Annotated in this window: 18 protein-coding genes; 7 read left to right on the top strand and 11 right to left on the bottom strand. The window is 69.3% G+C overall.

Going from position 1 to position 17,077, the window contains the following annotated elements:
• Positions 1–40 precede the first annotated feature (40 nt).
• From ACIA5H_RS05460 to ACIA5H_RS05450, 3 genes are all read right to left on the bottom strand, one after another.
• Entirely contained in the window at positions 41–268 is a 228-nt protein-coding gene (locus ACIA5H_RS05460) for a hypothetical protein (RefSeq protein ID WP_379250507.1), read from the bottom strand.
• Positions 269–468: 200 nt separating this feature from the next.
• A complete protein-coding gene (locus ACIA5H_RS05455; protein ID WP_355074951.1) occupies positions 469–870 on the bottom strand; it encodes a YccF domain-containing protein in 402 nt (133 codons plus the stop codon).
• Between the two features lie 37 nt (positions 871–907).
• On the bottom strand, positions 908–2,110 hold the full coding sequence (locus ACIA5H_RS05450; RefSeq protein WP_397074113.1) for a GNAT family N-acetyltransferase: 1,203 nt from the start codon (positions 2,108–2,110) through the stop codon (positions 908–910).
• Positions 2,111–2,221: 111 nt separating this feature from the next.
• Between ACIA5H_RS05450 and ACIA5H_RS05445 the strand changes: the two genes are divergently transcribed.
• Both ACIA5H_RS05445 and ACIA5H_RS05440 read left to right on the top strand, forming a co-directional pair.
• A complete protein-coding gene (locus ACIA5H_RS05445; protein WP_379250511.1) occupies positions 2,222–3,025 on the top strand; it encodes a TrmH family RNA methyltransferase in 804 nt (267 codons plus the stop codon).
• Positions 3,022–3,321: a DUF2537 domain-containing protein gene (locus tag ACIA5H_RS05440; RefSeq protein WP_355074945.1), complete on the top strand. Its 300-nt coding sequence runs from the start codon at positions 3,022–3,024 to the stop codon at positions 3,319–3,321. Before ACIA5H_RS05445 ends, ACIA5H_RS05440 begins: the two co-directional genes overlap by 4 nt.
• A gap of 26 nt (positions 3,322–3,347) precedes the next feature.
• On the opposite strand, the gene ACIA5H_RS05435 is transcribed toward ACIA5H_RS05440, so the two are convergent.
• The 3 genes from ACIA5H_RS05435 to serC all read right to left on the bottom strand — a co-directional run bounded on the left by ACIA5H_RS05435 (position 3,348) and on the right by serC (position 6,738).
• Complete coding sequence (locus ACIA5H_RS05435; RefSeq protein ID WP_379250513.1) at positions 3,348–4,091, bottom strand: DUF6928 family protein; 744 nt, start codon at positions 4,089–4,091, stop codon at positions 3,348–3,350.
• A 274-nt stretch (positions 4,092–4,365) separates the two neighbouring features.
• Positions 4,366–5,403, bottom strand: a complete 1,038-nt coding sequence (gene sepH, locus ACIA5H_RS05430; RefSeq protein WP_397074109.1) for a septation protein SepH — start codon at positions 5,401–5,403, stop codon at positions 4,366–4,368.
• Between the two features lie 210 nt (positions 5,404–5,613).
• Positions 5,614–6,738, bottom strand: a complete 1,125-nt coding sequence (serC, locus tag ACIA5H_RS05425; RefSeq protein WP_355074939.1) for a phosphoserine transaminase — start codon at positions 6,736–6,738, stop codon at positions 5,614–5,616.
• 64 nt (positions 6,739–6,802) lie between these two features.
• Here serC and ACIA5H_RS05420 point away from each other — a divergent pair, with 64 nt between their 5' ends.
• The gene (locus ACIA5H_RS05420; protein WP_355074937.1) at positions 6,803–7,441 is read left to right on the top strand and encodes a hypothetical protein; all 639 of its coding nucleotides are present in this window, start codon (positions 6,803–6,805) and stop codon (positions 7,439–7,441) included.
• 25 nt (positions 7,442–7,466) lie between these two features.
• On the opposite strand, the gene ACIA5H_RS05415 is transcribed toward ACIA5H_RS05420, so the two are convergent.
• A complete protein-coding gene (locus ACIA5H_RS05415; protein ID WP_364424979.1) occupies positions 7,467–8,339 on the bottom strand; it encodes a polysaccharide deacetylase family protein in 873 nt (290 codons plus the stop codon).
• Between the two features lie 110 nt (positions 8,340–8,449).
• A complete protein-coding gene (locus ACIA5H_RS05410) occupies positions 8,450–9,598 on the bottom strand; it encodes a citrate synthase 2 (RefSeq protein WP_364424977.1) in 1,149 nt (382 codons plus the stop codon).
• A 121-nt stretch (positions 9,599–9,719) separates the two neighbouring features.
• On the opposite strand from ACIA5H_RS05410, the gene pdxH reads away from it, so the two are divergent.
• The 4 genes from pdxH (at position 9,720) to ACIA5H_RS05390 (ending at position 13,663) form a co-directional block, all read left to right on the top strand.
• Complete coding sequence (pdxH, locus tag ACIA5H_RS05405) at positions 9,720–10,412, top strand: pyridoxamine 5'-phosphate oxidase (RefSeq protein ID WP_364424975.1); 693 nt, start codon at positions 9,720–9,722, stop codon at positions 10,410–10,412.
• Positions 10,413–10,480: 68 nt separating this feature from the next.
• Positions 10,481–11,761, top strand: coding sequence for an MFS transporter (locus ACIA5H_RS05400; RefSeq protein ID WP_397074104.1), 1,281 nt, complete (start codon positions 10,481–10,483; stop codon positions 11,759–11,761).
• A gap of 191 nt (positions 11,762–11,952) precedes the next feature.
• Positions 11,953–13,266, top strand: a complete 1,314-nt coding sequence (locus ACIA5H_RS05395; RefSeq protein WP_083880375.1) for a citrate synthase — start codon at positions 11,953–11,955, stop codon at positions 13,264–13,266.
• Between the two features lie 37 nt (positions 13,267–13,303).
• The gene (locus tag ACIA5H_RS05390) at positions 13,304–13,663 is read left to right on the top strand and encodes an FKBP-type peptidyl-prolyl cis-trans isomerase (RefSeq protein ID WP_355074928.1); all 360 of its coding nucleotides are present in this window, start codon (positions 13,304–13,306) and stop codon (positions 13,661–13,663) included.
• A gap of 82 nt (positions 13,664–13,745) precedes the next feature.
• On the opposite strand, the gene ACIA5H_RS05385 is transcribed toward ACIA5H_RS05390, so the two are convergent.
• The 3 genes from ACIA5H_RS05385 to ACIA5H_RS05375 are packed head-to-tail and all read right to left on the bottom strand — an operon-like array spanning position 13,746 to position 17,059.
• Positions 13,746–14,915, bottom strand: coding sequence for a hypothetical protein (locus ACIA5H_RS05385; RefSeq protein WP_379250524.1), 1,170 nt, complete (start codon positions 14,913–14,915; stop codon positions 13,746–13,748).
• 57 nt (positions 14,916–14,972) lie between these two features.
• Positions 14,973–16,349: a HAMP domain-containing sensor histidine kinase gene (locus ACIA5H_RS05380; RefSeq protein ID WP_355074924.1), complete on the bottom strand. Its 1,377-nt coding sequence runs from the start codon at positions 16,347–16,349 to the stop codon at positions 14,973–14,975.
• Complete coding sequence (locus ACIA5H_RS05375) at positions 16,346–17,059, bottom strand: response regulator transcription factor (RefSeq protein WP_355074922.1); 714 nt, start codon at positions 17,057–17,059, stop codon at positions 16,346–16,348. The genes ACIA5H_RS05380 and ACIA5H_RS05375 overlap by 4 nt, the downstream gene beginning before the upstream one ends.
• Positions 17,060–17,077 lie beyond the last annotated feature (18 nt).

Below are 17,077 nucleotides of genomic sequence, written 5' to 3'. Positions count from 1 at the left end.
CCGTAACGGCGTTCGTCGGGCACGCCGCCGACGGAGTGGGTCAGCGCTTGGCTTTGATGATCCCGGCGCCCCACCACAGCAGGCCGCCCGCGATGGTCAGGCACAGGACGAAGGCCGGATAGACCAGAACTCCGTAGTCGTCGGCCCATCGGGGCAGGCGCGTGAGCTGGGTGGCCGCGCCGATCAGCAGCAGCACTCCCAGAGTCACCGCGATCGGCGCGAGTGGCGCGGTGTCCGAGTCGGCCCGGCGGGCGGTTCGGTCGGTCATGGTGGAGCCCTCCGTGCGGTCGGCTCGGCGCCCGCTGGGGACGCTGTGGGCACTGGAAATAAATCAGTTACCTTCTAGCTAACCTTCGCACGGAGGTGTGATTTCGTTAACACACTGTGATGCGGATCACAGTGTCGTCGCGAGATGGCGCAGCTCTTCTTCCACGGCGTCGAGCGATGGAAACCCTGGTGGACCTGGCGCTATTGCGCGCCGAACGGCCGATCGCTGTCCACGATCTCCCGCCCCAGGGGGAACAGCGAGATCGGTATGAACTTCAGGTTCGCCCAGCCGAACGGAATGCCGATGATCGACAGGAACAGCGGAATGCTGGTGAGCAGATGCCCGAGCGCGAGCCACCACCCCGCGACGATGAACCAGATGATGTTGCCGATCAGCGAGCCCGCGCCCGCGCCCGGCTTCTCCACGGTGGTCCGGCCGAACGGCCACAGCACGTAGGCGGCGATCCGGAACGACGCGATGCCGAAGGGAATCGTGATGATCAGGATGAAGCAGATGATCCCCGCCGCGATGTAGCCGAGCGCCAGCCAGAATCCAGCGAAGACGAGCCACAGGATGTTGAGGATCAGCTGAATCGGCTTCATGAGACCAGCATGCCAGCCCGCGGTCCGCCGCGCGTCGTCAGAAGAACCAACCGAGCATCGCGTCCCGCTCCGCGCGGAAGGCGTCGTCGAAGGTACGCAGCTGCGCGGCGTCTTTCGCCCGCAACCGGTTCGCCGCGGCGAACACTCGCGCGGGATACGCGCCGAGATACATGCTGCCGAGCACGTCGATGCCGAGCCCGATATCGGCCGCGCGATCGGTCGGCTCGCATTCGGCCTCTCCGTTCCGCACGCGCAGTGCGTACGTGCCGCCCGCGTCCCGGAAGGGATCGGTCACCTCTAGCGTCACGTCCAAGTCGCTCGCGTAAGCGCGGGCTGTCAGTGCCGCCGGGACGTCCATCAGGCGCAGCCACAGCCCGTCGTAGCGGGCGGTGGTGCGCACCAGGCGGGGATCGGTCAGCAGATAGGGTAGCGGGTCGTGGTCGGTCAGCACGGCATCCACCCGTCGCACCAGATCGAGTCCGAGCAAGGCCCGCCACAGGGCCGCGTGTGCCTCGGCCGTGACCGTCCGCATCTCGGCGACTTCCACCGTCCGTGCCCTGCCGTCCGCGTGGTACCGATACAGCGCGTAGCCGTCGGCGTGCAGCAGTCCGAACAAGGTGGTCCCGCCCTCCCGGTAGCGTTGCGGATCATCGAACACGATGTCCCAGGCCGCCGCAGGACGTACCTGCGCGCCGGGCACCAGCCTGCGCCATCGGTCGTAGATCGCCTCCGCCGCCGCGCGCAGCTCGCTCGGCGGGCGCAGCGTCACACCGCCGGGATCGGGTGCCGAGGGGAGGAATTCGGCGAAGCGCCGCTCGATGCCCACCGCGTTCTCCCGTGTCGCGGGACCGTAACCGAATCGGCCGTAGATGCCGCCCTCGCTCGCGGTGAACATGGTCAGAGGCAAGCCGTCGGCCTCGACGCGCCGATGCTGTTCGGTGTACATGGCGCGGAGGATGCCGCGCCGCCGGTGCGTCGGTGCGACGCCGACGCCCGCGATGCCGCACACCCGCACGGTCCGCTCGCCGGGCACGGTCACCGTCATGGTGGTGGACTGCGTGTGCCCGACGACCTCTCCACCCTCGACCGCGACGATCGAGTTCTCCGGTGGGAACAGCAGCGGATTCGGGTCCACCTCGGCCGGGTCGTAGCGGGTGCCGAACGAGGTCTCCACCAGCGTCGTGATCGCGGCCGCGTCGTCCGCGGTGGTCGACCGAATGGTGATTCCCGGCAGGGTCATGCCTCGACCATCCCACGCCCGCGTACCTGCCCGCACCGCATTTTCGCCGTCCGCGACCGCGCGGCGAATACCGATTCGGACCCGGCCGCGGCGGCCCGGCAGGATGGAGCGGTGGCCGAAGTGATCGACATCGATGACCCCGCCGACCCACGGGTCGACGACTTCCGCGATCTCAAGTCGGCCGATCGCAGGCCCGATCTACCCGGGCGCAAAGGGCTGGTGATCGCCGAGGGCGTCGTGGTGGTCCAGCGCATGCTCGATTCGCGTTTCGCGCCGACCGCCCTGCTCGGAGTGGAGCGCAGGCGCGCCGAACTCGCCGACGACTTGGTGACCGTCGACGTGCCGTATTACCGCGCCACGGCCGAGGTGATGGCCGAGGTGGTCGGATTCCACCTCAACCGCGGCGTGCTTGCCGTCGCCCGCCGCCCCACCGATCTCGGCCTGGACGAGGTGATCGAGAAGGCGCGCACGGTCGCGGTGCTCGAAGGCGTCAACGACCACGAGAATCTCGGCGCCATGTTCCGCAACGCCGCCGGGCTCGGCGCCGACGCGATCCTGTTCGGCGACCGCTGCGCCGACCCGCTGTACCGCCGCGCCGTCCGGGTGTCGATGGGACATGTGCTGCGCGTGCCGTTCGCATCCGTGCCGGATTGGCCGGATGGTTTGGATATACTGCGGCGCAAGGGATTCCAGATCATCGCCCTCACGCCCGACCCGGCGGCGGCGAATCTGGCCGCGGCGATGACGGGGGAGCGGGTGGCGTTGTTGCTCGGAGCCGAGGGGCCGGGACTGACCGAGGAGGCCATGCGGGCCACCGACGTCCGCGCGCGCATCCCCATGACGCCGGGCACCGATTCGCTGAATGTGGCTACCGCGGCCGCGATGGCGTTCTACGAGCGGGTGAGGACGGCGTGACCGGACCGTACCGGCCGTATCCGTCCTACCAGGACCCGACACCGTGGGGCGCGGGCCTCACCGTGGCGTTCCTGGTGGCGCTGCTGTCGGCGGTCGCGGTGTACGCCTTCGGGGCCGCGCTGGCCGAAGTGCATCCGTTACTCGCGGTGGCGGTGAATCTGGTCGCGGCCGGCGGCGCCGCGCCCACCGCATGGCGTTGGCGTTTCGCTCCGGTGACACGGTGGGTGATCGGAGGCGGCGCGGCGGGCGTGCTGCTCGGGTGGGTCATATTGCTGCTGGGCGGACTATTCGGTTGACACTCCCGGGCCTCGGGGCGACGCGGCTAACCGACGGGGTCATGTCCGCGCAGCCAGCCGAACAGGCCACGCTTGCGCGAGGTCGTGTGCGCCCCGCCGTCGGCTGAGCCGCGCAGCCCCGAGGTGGGCAGCTTGCCCTTCGGGTGCAGTGCGAACTTGCAGATAGGTATGTCCCCGGGGCCGAGCGCGCCGGATGCGGCGGCCCCGCGGTAGTGGAAGCCCAGCCATTCGTTGTTGGCCGCGTCGGCGAAGTCGGGCGGATCGAACGGCAGCGACTGAGGGTCGGGCAGTTCGCCCGCGCGCCAGCGCACCGGATGCTCGCCGGCCCAGTAGGACCGTTCCCATACCAGCGGAAGTCCCTCGTCCTCCAGGATGTACACCCGGGTCGAGCTGAACGACCTGCGGAACTCGCCGCGCTCCCAGTGCGCGAACGCGCCCCAGCCGTGCTCGACGTCGAACGACACCAGGTAGGTGTGCTCCGAGGCCAGCGGACGTACCAGCAACTCCGGGATCTCGGTCGGGTGGATGCGCGCGGCCTGGGCCGAGCACAGCACCGTCACGCCCGGAAAGCAGCCGATGCAGACCTCGTCGATCGCCGGGCCCGCGCAACCAGCCAGCGTGCCTGCCAGGATCGGCCGCACGTCGCGGTCCTGGTGCAGTTGCTTCGCCAGTGCCAGTGCGGCTTGGGGGTCCGGGTTGTGGTTCGCGCGCAGTACCGCCAGGGGGTCCGGTGCGTCGACGTACCAGAGCGACCAAGCCTTGGACAGCATTCCGGCACCTCCCGATAGTCGCACGAATCGAACTCAGCGAACTTCGAGCAACGCGCGAAGGCATAGGCCGCGGCATCGCTGCGGTCACCGTCGGCGCTCGTCGTCGACCACACCGAAATCTACTCGCACCGCACCGGCCTCGGTGCGGCTTCGCACCACGAACGCCGGTTCGTGACCACTGATTTCGCGCGCTTACGCGTCCGCGATGGACACCTGGAACCGCGCTGACGTGACTGATCGGGTACGACGAAGACCCGCGGTGGCGGGGCGGCGCTCAGTGACCCGAGCTGCGTACCCCGAGCAGTACGTCCTCCCAGGACGGCATCGGGGCCTTGCCGCGCTTGCTGCGCGTCGGCTTCGCCGGAGCCTTGGCCGCGGGCTTCGCGGGCTCCTCGGGCGCGGCGGGCGTCGGCGCGGGAGTGTCCACGGTGGCGGCCGGTGGCACGGCGGCACCGGCGGTAGGCGTCGCGTTGGCGGCGGCCGCGGGAGGCGCGGGAGGCGTAGCCGCGGCGGGCGCCGTGGCGTTGCCCGGCGGGATCGCGGCGGCGCTGCCACCGGCCGCGACGGCCCGCTGTTCGTAGTACTCGTCCAGCGTCGGCTGGCTCTGTCGGCTCGCGGTGCGCGCGGGCGGTGCGGCCGGGGCGGGACGCGGTTCGGCCACCGGCTCCGGCTGCGGCGGCGCGGGCTCGGGTTCCGGAGGCACGATCGTGGCCAGTCCGCGCAGCGCGCGTCCGAAATCAGGATCGATCAGATCGGAGGCCGGGTCGTCGAGCGGAGAGACCGAACCCCCGTGCGCGTCGGGCTGGTAGCGCCAGTGCGCGGCGATCTCGGATCGTCCGTTCTGCCACTGCAACTGGGCGACCCAGTAACCCTTCTCGTCCTTCCAGGCGTCCCATTCGGCACCCTCGATGTTGTGCCCGCGCGCGGTGAACGCGGCGGTGACCACATCGATGAGGATGTCGACGGCGGGACCGTCGGGACGGACCGGGTGGGCCTTCTGGGCGAGCTCGGCGGCGCGGGCTCGCTCCAACAGCACCGGATAGGCGAATCGCTCGACGCGACTGGCCGGCATTCCGGATTCTTCGGTGACCTGTTCCACTGAGGCCCCTGCTCGAATACGGGCCTGGATATCGCGGGGACGCATAGTTGCTTCCATTTCGATCTCGATCTGGCCGAATCGGGCAAGGTCTCCGCGCGCGGCGGCTCGCAGTTTGTCGTCGGCGGGCAGCCGGAACTTCTGACCGGACTCGGTGTCGATACACACGATGTGCGTGGAGTCGGGCGTCACCCCGATCACTCGAAGTTCACGCACCGTTACCTCCTTATCGCGTCGACTCGCGACACCGCCCACTTTCCGAAACAGTAGTGCACTTCTGAGATTCATGGGGCAGGACACGCGGCACGGAAATCTCCTCGGAGACGTCCGTGCCCCGCTAATCTGCTCTGTTCGTTCCGCTATGGCTAATTCTGCGGCGTGTCGATCCCGGGCGTGTTGCGCACTCCGGACCGAAATAGGCGGCGCTCAGCCGAGATTCTGCACGACCCAGTCGATGGCGCGGGTCAGCTGGCTGACGTCGTCCGGATCGATCGCCGGGAACATGCCGATACGCAGCTGGTTGCGGCCCAGCTTGCGGTAGGGCTCGGTGTCCACGATGCCGTTGGCGCGCAGGATCTTCGCGACCGCGGCCGCGTCGACCGAGTCTGCGAAGTCGATGGTGCCGACGACCTGCGAGCGGTGCGCCGGGTCCGTGACGTACGGGGTGGCGTATTCGCTCGACTCCGCCCAGGAGTACAGGCGCGAGGAGGAGTCGAGCGTGCGCTTGACCGCCCAGTCCAGGCCGCCGTTGTTGTTGAGCCACTCGATCTGGTCGGCGAACAGCAGCAGGGTGCCCAACGCGGGGGTGTTGTAGGTCTGATCCTTGGTGCTGTTGTCGATCGCGATCGGCAGCGACAGGAAATCGGGCGTCCAGCGGCCCGACGCCTTGATCTCCTCGACCCGCGCCAGCGCGGCGGGGCTCATCAGCGCGACCCACAGGCCACCGTCGGAGGCGAAGCACTTCTGCGGTGCGAAGTAGTAGACGTCGGCGTCGGTGATGGTCACCGGGAGGCCGCCCGCGCCGGAGGTGGCGTCGATGGCGATGAGCGCGTGGTCCGAGCCCGCGGGACGTCGCACCGGGATGGAGACGCCGGTGGAGGTCTCGTTGTGCGCCCAGCCGATCAGGTCCGCCGACGGGTCCGACACCGGCTCCGGCGCGCTGCCCGGCTCCGCCGAGACCACGATCGGGTCACCGATGAACGGGTTGCCCTTGGTGACAGCGGCGAACTTCGAGCTGAACTCACCGTTGGTCAGGTGCAGCGAACGCTCCCGGACCAGGCCGAACGCCGCCGCGTCCCAGAAAGCGGTGGTGCCGCCGTTGCCGAGTACCACCTCGTAGCCGTCCGGCAGGCCGAACAGCTCGCGCAAGCCGGAACGCACGCGCGCCACCACGTCCTTGACCGGCTTCTGCCGATGCGAGGTTCCGAACACCGAGGCGCCGACGTTCACCAGCGACTGCAGCTGCTCCGGGCGCACCTTGGAGGGGCCGCAGCCGAACCGTCCGTCGGCGGGCTTGAGGTCGTCGGGAATGGTCGGAAACGCAGAGGTCATGGCCAACAGGGTAGTCGGTGGTGTCGCTGTGGCGACGCCCACACTCCGGCTAACGTAAGCGCCCATGAGCATGCCGTCAGCTAACTCGGGGTGGCGCCTGCGCCGGCGGGCGCGGAATCTCCGCCTGCGCGGCGCGACGGTCTCGGACGCGATGCGGCGGGAGTTGTTGATCCGCGGGGAAGCGGGAACCGCGACGATCCTCGGCGTGCGTCCGCGCCGCACCGAACCGGGCCACGTGTTCTGGGTCCGCGTGCAGCTGGCCGGCGAGTTCCCCTACGAGAGCCGGGTGCGGCAGCGAGTGCCGGACGCGGACCTGGAATGGATGCGGCCTGGTGACGTGGTGTGCTGCCGGGTGGACCCGCGCGACCGCGATCGCCTGGTCCTGTACGTGCCCGACCTCGAAGAAGCGGGCCGGGCGAGCATCGCGAAGATCCTCGCCGACGGCCGCCGCGCCGACGCCACCGTGCTCGCCGCCGCGCCGGTCGCGGCCGACTACTCCGGTCGTGACGACCCGGTGCTGCGGCTGGACCTCGAACTGCGCGCCTGGGACGAACCCAAGCCGTGGCGGGTACGGCTGGTCCAGCCGGTGCCGCTGCACGCCCTCCGGCTGGTCGACCTGGGCAGGCATCTGGAGGTCGCCTTCTTCGAAGTGGACCGCGGCGACACGGTCGCCGTCGACTGGGTCGCCTCGCTCGAGGAGTAAACCTCTGGCGAATACGGTCGAGCGGCTACAGGTGCACGAAGGTGAAACCCATGGCGCGAATCTTCGGCAGCGCCGCGATCATCCCCGCTCCGGTTCCGGAGCGCGGCCGATGCATATGGGCCAGTGAAATAGCGCCGGGCGCGGCCGCATTCATCGCCGATTGCACTTGGGTGGCCGACGCGGTCGCGCCGAAATCGGCGTTGATACTGAAACCGACCGGGGTTTCGCCCAATTCGTTGACGATGGACACCGCGACGTCGTCGTAATGCGCGGTGCCCGCGCGGAAGAATCGCGGCGGCTTGCCGGTGATCGTGGTGAGCAACTCGTGGTTGGCCCACACTTCGTCGGCCGCCTCCCGCGCCGAAGCGGTTCCCGCGATGCCATAGGCTTCGCGGCCGTTCACCGACAGCGGTTTGTGCGCCACACCGTGATTGGCCAGTTCGAAGAGCGGATTCGCCGCCAACTGCGCGGTACGCGCGCGGTTGGCATCGATCCAGCGTTTGTTGAGGAACAACGTCGCCGGAATTCGCTCGCTGATCAGGAAGTTCACCAGCGACTCGTCGATGTCGTTGTTGCCGGTCCCGCCGCAGGCGTCGAAAGTGAGCGCCATCTGTTTGCCCGCGGCGGTGAAAGCACTTGTGATTCCCGCCATCTCGACGCCCCACCGCTTCGGCGAGATCCCGGCGTGCCTGGCGGCGACGGCGACCGGTGTGCCCGCGTCCAGGGACGCGGAGACCGGAGCGGCCCGCATCCCGGTGGTGGCGCCGGGCGCGACCGACGCGCGCGCCTGCGTGAGAGCCGTGTTCTGTGTGGTGCCGCACCCGGTGGCGGCGAATCCTGCGGCCAGAGCGGCGCCGACGCCGAGCATCCGCCGCCTCGATATTCCTTCGTCCAGCATCCCTCTAGTCCTCTAGCTTCCCCTCCCGGATGCTACGCGAGCCGGACGCGACGGCGGGACAACAGCTTCCGCCGTCACGTCCGGCTCGCGGTCGTGACGCTGTGGTCGCGCTACGTGTGCGCGATCGTGGCCCAGCCCTCGACGTCCTCGGGCCTACGAGGGGAGGGGCCGGTGTAGATGGCCGCCGGGCGGACCAGCTTGCCCAGCTGCTTCTGCTCCAGGATGTGCGCGCACCAGCCCGCGGTGCGGCCGCAGGTGAACATGGCGGGCATCATGTGCGCGGGCACCTCGGCGAAGTCCAGGATCACCGCGGCCCAGAACTCCACGTTGGTCTCGATGGCGCGGTCCGGACGGCGTTCGCGCAGCTCCGCCAGGGCGGCCTGCTCCAGTGCGGCGGCGACTTCGTAGCGCGGCGCGGCCAGGCGCTTCGCGGTGGCGCGCAGCACGCGGGCGCGCGGGTCCTCGGCCCGGTAGACCCGGTGACCGAAGCCCATCAGCTTCTCCTTGCGGTCCAGGATGCCCTTGACCAGCGCACGCGCGTCGCCGGTGCGCTCGACCTCTTCGATCATCGGCAGCACGCGCGCGGGCGCGCCGCCGTGCAGCGGGCCGGACATGGCGCCGATCGCGCCGGACAGCGCCGCCGCGACGTCGGCCCCGGTAGAAGCGATCACCCGGGCGGTGAAGGTGGAGGCGTTCATGCCGTGCTCGGCGGCGGAGACCCAGTAGGCGTCGATGGCCTCGGTGTGGCGCGGGTCCGGGTCACCCTTCCAGCGGGTCATGAAGCGCTCGGTGACCGTGGTGCACTCGTCGATCTTCTTCTGCGGGACCGCGGGCTGGTAGATGCCGCGCGCCGACTGCGCGACGTACGACAGGGCCATCACCGAGGCGCGGGCCAGGTTCTCGCGAGCGGTCTCGTCGTCGATGTCCAGCAGCGGCTGGTAGCCCCAGATCGGCGCGAGCATGGCCAGCCCGGCCTGCACGTCCACGCGCACGTCACCGGTGTGTACCGGGAGCGGGAACGGCTCGGCGGGCGGTAGGCCGCGCCCGAACGATCCGTCGACAAGTAGCGCCCACACGTCACCGAAGGTCACCCGGCTCCCGACCAGGTTCTCGATGTCGACTCCGCGGTAGCGCAGCGCGCCGCCGTCCTTGTCCGGTTCGGCGATGTCGGTGGTGAAAGCCACCACGCCCTCGAGGCCACTGACGAAATCGCTGGGAACGGTGGCCTGCCCACCGGAAACCGCGGGGCTGGTAGTCATGTCGCGACTCTCCTTGCACTTGGGTCGCATGTTCTCGCCGATGGGAAGTTGTCGGATTTGACGAGCACATGCCGATCATCAAAACCTTAGCTCCCCGCTACCGAGGAGTAACGTCTGCCCCATGCGTGACCTGGACAATTCATCGGATCTCGCGGCCATGCGGGTCGACTACGGCGGCCTCCCGCACGGCGGCAACGACGACGTCGACTTGGACGAGACCTGGCTCGCAGGCGGCTGGGAGCCGCTGCTGCGACATTGGATCGAACAGGCCACCGCGGTCGGCATCGCCGAACCCAACGCGATGGTGCTGGCCACGGTGTCGCTGGCCGACGGCACGCCGCGGCCGGTCGCGCGGACGGTGCTGTGCAAAGGGCTCTCCCCGGAGGGTGTGATCTTCTACACGAACTACGACTCGGCCAAGGGCGCTCAGTTGACCGCCCTCCCGTATGCCGCGGTCACCTTCGTCTGGCCCGCGCTGGGCAGACAGGTGCACTTGCGCGGCGCGGTCGAGCGGGTTTCCGCCGAGACGACGGTGGCCTACTGGCGTTCCAGGCCGCGGGACTCGCAGCTGGGCGCATGGGCCTCGCGCCAGTCCCAGCCGATCGGCTCCCGGGCCGAACTGGATCGCACGCTGGCCGAGACGACCGCGCGATTCGCCGATACCGACGAGATCCCGGTGCCGCCGCACTGGGGCGGTTTCCTGGTCCGTCCCGACGAGGTCGAGTTCTGGCAGGGACGGCGCGGCCGGTTGCACAACCGCATCCGGGTGCGGATCCAGGACGCGGGGACCACGGTCGAGCGCTTGCAGCCCTGACGTATTCCCAGCGCCGGCGTGAGAATTCTCGCGTCGATCCGGAGGGGAGGACTGATTACGCTGCGGCGGTGAAACTGCTCGCCGACACCACTCCGCTGCGCAATCCGGACTTCCGACGCCTCTGGAGCTCGGGCATCGTCACCATGATCGGCGCGCAGTTGTCCGTGGTCGCGGTTCCGCAGCAGATCTTCCAGATCACCGGCAGTTCCGGTTACGTCGGCTTGGCCGGTCTGTTCGGCTTGGTGCCACTGATCGTGTTCGGCCTGTGGGGCGGCGCGCTCGCCGACGTGCTGGATCGGCGCAGGCTCCTGCTGATCACCAACTCGGGCACCGGCCTCACCGCCCTGGCCTTCTGGTTGCAAGCGGTGGCAGGGGCGGACAACGTGTGGCTCGTGCTCGGCCTGTTCGCCGTGCAGCAGGCGTTCTTCGCGGTGAACCAGCCCACCCGCAGCGCCACCATCCCCCGCCTGTTGCCGGAAGGCCAACTGGCCGCCGCGAATTCGCTGAACATGACGGTGATGCAATTCGGCGCCATCGCGGGTCCGGTGCTGGCCGGGGTGCTCATTCCCGTCGTTGGGCTCGCCACGCTCTACCTGATCGATGCGGTCGCGCTGCTGGCCACGTTGTGGGCGGTCTGGCGGCTGCCCGAGTTGCCGCCGACCGGAACGGTGCGCCGCGCCGGATTCCGCACCGTGCTGGACGGTTTCGGTTACCTCGCCACGCAACGGGTGCTGCTGGCGTCGTTCGCGGTGGACGTGATCGCCATGGTGTTCGGCATGCCGCGCGCGCTGTTCCCGCAGATCGCGCACGAGACCTTCGGCGACCCGGCGACCGGTGGCGTCGCGCTCGGCCTGTTGTTCGCCTCGATGTCGGCGGGCGCGGTGCTCGGCGGCGTGTTCTCCGGGTGGATTCCGCGCATCCGCAGGCAGGGCTTCGCGGTCCTGGTCTGCATCGCGCTGTGGGGGCTGGCGATGGTCGGCTTCGGCCTCGCCGTCGGGCTCACCGGCTACGGTCTCGGTCTCGGCGCCGGGCTGTGGATTGCGTTGGTGTGCTCGGCCTTCGGTGGCGCGGTGGACATGGTCTCGGCCGCGCTGCGGGTCACGATGCTGCAGACGGTGGCCACCGACGAGCTGCGCGGGCGGCTGCAAGGGGTGTTCACCGTGGTGGTCGCGGGCGGCCCGCGCATCGGTGATGTTGCCCACGGTTTCGCGGCAGCGAGCCTGGGTACCGCTGTAGCCGCGGCGGGCGGCGGTGCGCTCGTGGTGGTGGGTGTGCTGATCGCGGCGGTCGCGTTTCCGGCCTTCACGCGTTACCGTGTCGGTCGCGCTCCTGCCGAAATCGCCGTGTGACGTGCAGTGCTAACGCTTGGCGACCGCGTTTCGCGGAAGCCACCGGACCTCACCGCGCCGGGACGTGTTTGTGAGCCGCCGCAGGACTACCCTCCGGTATTGTCCGCGTCGGCCAACGGCTAGCGTTGAGGCAAGCGCATCGTGCGCCACCGCGCCGGTGCCTGTGGTTCTAGCCTGAGAGGGATCCTTCCGTGCCCGCTGAGAACATCATCAACGTCGACGACGACGCCAAGCCGGTCCTTTCCTATCCCGGCGGCGAGTTCCCGATGACGGTCACCAGGGCCGCCGAGGGCAACGACGGGATCGAGCTGGGAAAGCTGCTGGCCAGCACCGGGTATGTGACGTACGACCCGGGCTTCATGAACACCGCCCCGACCAAGTCGGCGATCACCTACATCGACGGTGAGGCGGGCATCCTGCGCTACCGCGGCTACCCGATCGACCAGCTCGCGGCGGCCTCGACCTTCATCGAGGTCAGCTACCTGCTGATCTACGGCGAGCTGCCCACGCAGGCCCAGCTCGAGGACTTCACCGACCGCATCCGCAGGCACACCCTGCTGCACGAGGACCTGAAGCGGTTCTTCGACGGCTTCCCGCGCAACGCGCACCCCATGCCGGTGCTGTCCTCGGCGGTGAACGCCCTGTCGGCCTACTACCAGGACTCGCTGGACCCGCGCGACCCCGAACAGGTCGAGCTGTCCACCATCCGGCTGCTGGCCAAGCTGCCCACCATCGCGGCCTACTCGTACAAGAAGTCGGTCGGCCAGCCCTTCCTCTACCCGGACAACTCGCTGAGCCTGGTGGAGAACTTCCTGCGGATGACCTTCGGCTTCCCGGCCGAGCCCTACGAGGTGGACCCCGAGGTCGCCGCGGCGCTGGACATGCTGCTCATCCTGCACGCCGACCACGAGCAGAACTGCTCCACTTCGACCGTGCGCCTGGTCGGCTCGTCCGACGCCAACCTGTTCACCTCGGTGTCCGGCGGCATCAACGCGCTGTGGGGCCCGCTGCACGGCGGCGCGAACCAGGCCGTGCTGGAGATGCTCGACGGCATCAAGGCCAGCGGCAGCGACGTCAAGGAGTTCATCCGCAAGGTCAAGAACAAGGAAGACGGGGTGAAGCTCATGGGCTTCGGTCACCGCGTCTACCGCAACTACGACCCGCGCGCCTCGATCGCCAAGAAGCACGCCGACGCCATCCTGAGCAAGCTCGGCGGCCACGACGAGCTGTTCGACATCGCCCAGGCCCTGGAAGAGGCCGCGCTCACCGACGACTACTTCATCGAGCGCCGCCTGTACCCGAACGTCGACTTCTACACCGGCGTCATCTACAAGGCGATGGGCTTCCCGACCCGCATGTTCACCGTGCTGTTCGCGATGGGCCGGCTCCCCGGCTGGATCGCGCACTGGCGCGAAATGCACAGCGAGCCGCTGAAGATCGGCCGTCCCCGGCAGATCTACACCGGCTACGGCGCTCGCGATTACCGCGAGATCAACAATCGCTGACGAAATCCATCCACCATCTATCGAAGGGGATAGCCGAATGACCAAACCGGAGATCGAGTTCCAGGCAGGGCCCGCGCCCACCGAGCTGGTGATCAAGGACATCATCGAGGGCGAGGGCAAAGAAGCCGTGCCCGGCGGCACCGTGGAAGTGCACTACGTGGGCGTCGAATTCGAATCCGGCGAAGAGTTCGACTCGTCGTGGAACCGCGGCGAGTCCATCACCTTCCCGCTGCGCGGCCTGATCCAGGGCTGGCAGGACGGCATTCCCGGGATGAAGGTCGGCGGTCGTCGTCAGCTGACCATCCCGCCGGAGCTGGCCTACGGCGGGGCGGGCGGCGGTCACCCCCTGTCCGGCAAGACGCTGGTCTTCGTGATCGACCTGCTGAACGCTAACTAGTCTTGCGGCGCCGCGTGTTGCGGCCCTCTTGTGGCTCGCGTATGGCCCGTCTTCTGTAGAAGAAGACGGGCCATCGTCGTATCTACTTCCTGACGATCTCGACCGGGTCGGTCAGGGCCGCTGCCAGCGCTGCTTGCTGGGTGCTGCTACGTTGCGGCAGCGCGGCCACCGCCTTGTCGGTTTGCGTGCTCAGGTTGTGCACGATGTTCTGTAGCTGGCTCACGCCGCCGGTGAGCTGGCCGATGGCGCCGACCAGTTGAGCGCCGCCCTGTTCGGCGAGCTGCGGCAGGCCCTCGGCGAGTTTCGCGCCTTCGGACAGTTGCGCGCTCGCGCTGGTCAGGCGGTCGACGACGGTGCGGAGCAGGGTGCCGAGATCGGTGTCGGGGTCGACCGCGCCGCCGACGAGCGAGCCGAGGCCGGTCAGCTGGGATCCCGCCTGCGCGGACACGCCGCGCAGCGCTTCCAGCTTCCCGATGACGTCGGCGAGTGCCGGGTCGCTCGCGAACGGCAGAGCGCGCAGCAGCGGCAGGATCTGGTCGAGTCCGCCGCTCACCGTGTTCGCCGTTCGTTCCACCTGCGCGATCGTGATGCCGGTCGAATCGAGGGCCGCGGCGAGCCGGCCCGCTTGCGCGGCGGCGCCGTCGACGGTGGAGTTCAGCAACGCGATGGCCGAAGTGAGTTGCGCCGATCCGGATTTCGCGAACTCCAGGAAGCCGAGCAACTGATCGGCGCCGGAGCTGAACTGGTCGGCTCCCGCGGCGGCCGCCTCGACGCCCGCGTTGAGCAACTGGGCGCTGAACTGCACCTGCGACATCTGCGACCTGGCCTGCGCGACAGCGGTGAGCGCGGCGTCGACGCCTGCCGCGCCGATCCGGTGCGTCACCGCGGTCACCGCGCCGTGCACCAAGTCGGCGTCGGCGTGTTCGTTCGTGTCCACGGCGACCTTGGCCCGCTTCGGTTCGGGCCCGGCCAAAGTGCCCATAGACGCCGTGAGGTCGGCGGGCAGCGTGATCACCGCGGCGTAGTCGTCCGTGTTCGCCGCACCCGGCGCCGCGGCGGTCCATTCGTAGCCGCCCGCGTCCTGCAATGCCTTGACCACGCGCGCCCCTGTCGGCCCGGCATCGGCATTGACCAGCGCGATCCCCGTCGGCCCCCGATCCGTCCCGGTCCAAGCGGTGAGCCCGGCGCCGAGCGCTCCAGCTGCGACGAGGGCGACGACGAGAAGGCCCCAGCGGGCGCGTTTTCCGATCACGCCGCAGACCCTAAACGCGAGTTATGGCACCCCCCTTGGCGTTTCTCTGAAAGTTGTCTAAGTTGCCGACCGCTCTGGTAAGTCCAGGACCAAGCGGATGCCGCCGAGGGTACCCGCGTCGAAATAGGCCCGGCCGCCGTGGAGTTGGGCCTGCTGAGCGACCAGAGCGAGGCCGAGTCCGGAGCCACCCTTGCTCGCCTGGCTGCCGCGGAAGAAGCGGTCGAAGACGGCCTCGCGCTCCTGCGGCGGGATGCCGCGCCCGTTGTCATCGATCGAGATCACGATGTGGCCGTCGGGCGCACGGTGCGCCGAGACCAGGGCCTCGGTCGCTCCGCCGTGTTTGACCGAGTTGGCCAGCGCGTTGTCCACCGCCAACCGCAGCCCGGCGGGCAGGCCGCGGGTGACCAGCTCGGCGTCGGAATCGATGCGCACGACCAGGCCGGGGAAGTGCCGCATGGCGTCATGCGCGGCTTGGTCGCACAGGTCGCCGACGTCGGTGGCGACGTGGTCGCGCTCATTGGTCAGGTCGCCGGTGGCCAGCCGCTCCAGCGCCGCGAGCGTGCTCTCCACCCGGCCCTGGCTGCGTTGCAGGTCGCCCAGGATCTCCGACCGCTGCGACTCGTCCAGGTCGAGTGTGCGCAGTACCTCGAGATCGGTGCGCATCGCGGTCAGCGGGGTGCGCAGTTCGTGGGCGGACACGGCGGCGAAGTCGCGGGCGGTCTCCAGTGCGGCGGCGGTCTGCGCCTGCGCCTGGTCCACCCGCTGCAACATGGTGTTCACCGCGTCGGCCAATTGCTCCGCCTCGTGCACGCCCGCGCCCTCCACCGGCGCCTGCGGATTGCTCGGATCGGGAAACGCGCTGCGTGCGCCCACCTGCCGAGTGAGCCGGACGATCGGGCGCACCGCAGCGCCCGCGAGCAACCAGCCGAGCCCGGCGGCGGCGGCGATGGCCAGCAGCGCGCCGCCGAGCACCCATCGTTGCTGCTCGGCGGTGGCCTCGGCCGCGTCCGCGGCGGGTATGCCGATTGCGACCACGCGGCCCGCGGGCTGCTTCTCGGTGGTGGTCAGGATCCGGTAGGGGGTACCGCCCACCGGCACGGTGCGGGAGCCGGTGGGCAACTCGGGCAGTTCCGTGGGCGTGCTCGCGACCACCTCGCCGTTGTCCCGGACGGTCACCGCCATGTTGTTGTTCAAGCCGGTCAGGCTGATGAACCGGACGGCGATCTGCGGCTCGATCAGCACGATTCGCGCCGCGACGTCGAGTTGCTGGTCGGATTGCCGCACGTTGTTGCGCTCGATGGCGCGGATGCTGATCAGGCTGATCAGCGTCACGATGATGATCGCGCCTGCGGCTGCCGCGCCCGCGACGCGGGTGCGCAGCGAAAACGATCGGCGCCGACGGGTTTTCGGCGGTGCGGCGGCGGGCACCGTCATTTCGGCGCTCGCAGCACGAACCCGACGCCGCGGATCGTGTGCAGCAGCCGGGGAGTGCCGTCCACCTCGAGCTTGCGGCGCAGATAGCCGACGAAGACGTCCACCACGTTGGTGTCGGCGGCGAAGTCGTAGCCCCACACCAGTTCCAGCAGGCGTTCCCGGCTCAGCACCACTCCGACGTTCCTGGCCAGCGTCGACAGCAGTTCGAATTCCCGTTTGGTGAGTTCGATCTCGCGGCCGTGCAGCAGCGCGCGGTAGCCGGCGACGTCCACCTCGAGCGGGCCGATGGCGACCGCTCCCGGGGTCGCGGGGGCTGGTACGTCCGACCGCCTGCGCAGCAGCGCCCTGATCCGGACCACCAGTTCCTTCAGCACGAATGGTTTGACCAGGTAGTCGTCGGCGCCGGACTCCAGCCCAGCGATGCGGTCGTCCACCGACGCGCGGGCGCTGAGCACACAGATCGGCACCTCGTTGCCCATCGCGCGCAAGGCGGTCACCACGCCCGCGCCGTCGAGCACAGGCATGTTCATGTCCAGCACGATGGCGTCGGGCGCGTTCTCGTTCACACTGCGCAACGCCTGTGCGCCGTCCCTGGCCACCAGGACTTGGAAGCCGGACAAACGCAGCCCGCGCTCGACCGAGGCGAGCACATCCTCGTCGTCGTCGACGACGAGAACCGTCGGGTTCGAGGTCGAGGTCACGTCGTCCATTCTGCTCCCCGCCTCCGT

Source organism: Nocardia sp. NPDC051900, from assembly GCF_044452545.1.
In the GTDB taxonomy this organism is placed as follows: domain Bacteria; phylum Actinomycetota; class Actinomycetes; order Mycobacteriales; family Mycobacteriaceae; genus Nocardia; species Nocardia sichangensis.
The sequence above is the reverse complement of the archived record's forward strand: the minus strand, read 5'-3'. Positions and strand labels throughout refer to the sequence as shown.